Raw genomic sequence first — 2,631 nt, forward strand, 5'->3', positions numbered from 1 at the left:
TACAAGTGTGTTTCATACTGCCCAACCTCGCTATGTCGTTGATAAATCTAGAGAGCCCTGTTGTGCCGTTGGTATTGTGGGGTGTGGGCGCCGTGCACGAGCGCGCGCGACGAGTTCGATAACTGCGTCCCCGCTCAATGAATTGCGATTGAAGATCCAGGGCCCGTTGGGTAACGGATGTTCGGCAGGGATCTCGTTGCGATCAACTGCAAGCCTGAGCGTGCTGGGGCTCACACCGACGAACGCGGCTGCCTCGGTCAACGTCATCCATCCTTCGGTTGCGCGCCGCTCGTTCGAATAGACAGGGATCTGATGGTGGCTGCGCAAGGCGGTAACTCGCTCCTGGGTCCAGAAGTTACCCCGACCGGTTCGCAGGTCATTGCGATTGAGCACGCCGGCAATCAACAGATCCGGAAAGATCCGGACAAGCTGACGTACGGCATCAATCGCTTCACGTGACGTATGCGTGGTGTTCTCTCCGCGACGCCGCCGTGGCACGCGAATCTCGGTATGCACTCCGCCCATCCAGTGGATGACGAGCACAATTTCGCTCGTTACGTTATCAACGTCGACGACGACTTCGTGGATCAGCGTGCGCACAATGCGCTTCTTCAGACGGGCATCGGCCTGCGGCCAGATCGATTCCAGCGCTGCGGCAAGATCAGCAAACTCCTCGGGCTGAGCAGGCGGTATCTCGCCAGATGTGCGCGACTGTTGTTCAATACGCGATTCCAGTTCATCTACGCGAAGTAGCGCATCATTCCAGCGCCTCTCCAGTTCGTCCGCGACAAGCCGGTTCTCGGGGTCAGCAGCGTCGTACTGTTTCTGCGCGCGTTGCGCGGCGTAGCGTGCCGCCTGCAGATCCCGCTGCAGCGCGGCCAGCACTTCATCCTGCTTCCGGGTCTCGTCGTCGCGTGCCACGATTGCTGCCTCAATTGCTGCCGGTTGAACAACCTGCAAGACCGCCTCGGCAATGGCTGCGTCCGCGCGTGCGCCACCGAACGCAATACAACGCGGTCGCCCCTTGTCCAGCCAGCCGCGTTGACAGCTATAGCGCAAGGCGTCGTGCCTGTTACCCGTGTAGTGTAGCGTCAGCTTGTTCGCACAGCGCCGGCACCGCAACAGTCCCGCCAGCAGGGCCTCACCGTTCTTCGGGGCGCCCGGGTGTCCGGGCAGATGCAGGTTGCCACTGATCGCGCGCTGGATCCGTTCGAATTCATCCCAATCAATGTACCCGTCGTGGGCATTGGGAATGAGCGCAAGCCACTGATCTCGCGGTTTGCGGCGATCGCGTTTGCGCGGTTCCCCGGCCTTGTAATCGATCGCGCATTCGGTCTTGCCATAGGCATACGCACCACCGTAGATCGGGTTGGTCAAGATCCGGTACACCGTGCCGTAGCTGGGCCGTTTCCAGCTGAGTTCGCCGCGTGGCGTACAGGCTGGTAGCTGGAGCCCATGCTCCAGGAACCATAACAACGTCTGACGCACCGAACCAATCGCGCCGAACTGGCGGAATACTAAGCGGATGGCGTCCTGCACGCGTAGATCCGGATCCTTCTCCAGGCGCTGGTCTTCGGTCTTGCAGTAACCCACTGGTGCCGCGACGACGAGTTCGCCGCGTTTGGCCTTCTCCCGCCGGGCTTCCAGCGAACGCTGACGCAACAGATCCAGCTCGTATTCGTTCAGGCTGCCCTTCAAGCCGAGCAGTAAGCGATCGTTGCTCTGCCGTGGCGCGTACACGGTCTCCTGATCAATGAGCACCGTGTCGACGATGCGGCACACCTCAACCAGCTGCTGCCACTCGCGACTGTTGCGCGCGAATCGCGAAACCTCGCGAGCGGCAACTGCGCCGACGTGCCCAAGACAGACCTCTGCCACCATCCGTTCGAAGCCCGTGCGCGTTTGCGTTCCGGCCGCGGAGCGCCCCAGATCCTCGTCGATCACTTCGATCTCGTTCCAGCCCAATTGATGCAGACGATCCTGCATCGCATACTGCAGCTTCTGGCTCTCCAGATTGTGGCTGACCTGGTAAGCCGACGACTGGCGCACGTACAGCATGGCCTTGCGCGTCAGATGCTGTGCCCGAATCTTGTCACTCATCGCGCACCTCCGGCTCGTGTACCACGGCGAACAGCCCGCGACGGTGTTGCCGCAGCAGTTGCGCCAGCAGACGCACCGCCTCCTGCCGGACCTCCTGCGGCAGGTGCGTCCATTGTGGCGTCTTCGGAAAAGGATGAAACAGGTCGAGTTGAGCGCCCGGTTGCGGGCTGGTCTGGCGTCGCATCAGCACCTCCTGTACGGAGCAAGGGATGGTGCTCGGCTTGTACCATACCGCGCTGCCCGGCAGCAGGCGCCTGCGCCAGGAGGTGCTTCAGTTCCCTCAATGCTTCACAGCTGACGGCGGGAGACGTTGCCGCAGTAATGCGACAGCAGGCAACGGGATCGAACATCCATTGCGGGACCTCCAACAAGCCCGCTGTATCGAACGGCTCTCGCGCACAGCGCAGCACTGACTCGGCGTTCTTCCTCTCTATCGTGGTGAAAATCCATACCGTGTGCCCGTACCACGGGTGCCAGCGATAGAGAACTTCCCTTGACTCGATGATATGGGCGTTGTGTTGACGGCTTGTA

The 2,631-nt window shown here is 61.2% G+C and carries 2 protein-coding genes; both read right to left on the reverse strand.

Annotated elements, in window-relative coordinates:
• Window positions 1–30: 30 nt before the first annotated feature.
• Window positions 31–2,100: a recombinase family protein gene (locus tag FVF58_RS50790; RefSeq protein WP_149676957.1), complete on the reverse strand. Its 2,070-nt coding sequence runs from the start codon at window positions 2,098–2,100 to the stop codon at window positions 31–33.
• Complete coding sequence (locus FVF58_RS50795) at window positions 2,093–2,284, reverse strand: hypothetical protein (protein ID WP_121947126.1); 192 nt, start codon at window positions 2,282–2,284, stop codon at window positions 2,093–2,095. The genes FVF58_RS50790 and FVF58_RS50795 overlap by 8 nt, the downstream gene beginning before the upstream one ends.
• Window positions 2,285–2,631 lie beyond the last annotated feature (347 nt).

The organism is Paraburkholderia panacisoli (assembly GCF_008369935.1).
Lineage (GTDB): Bacteria > Pseudomonadota > Gammaproteobacteria > Burkholderiales > Burkholderiaceae > Paraburkholderia > Paraburkholderia panacisoli.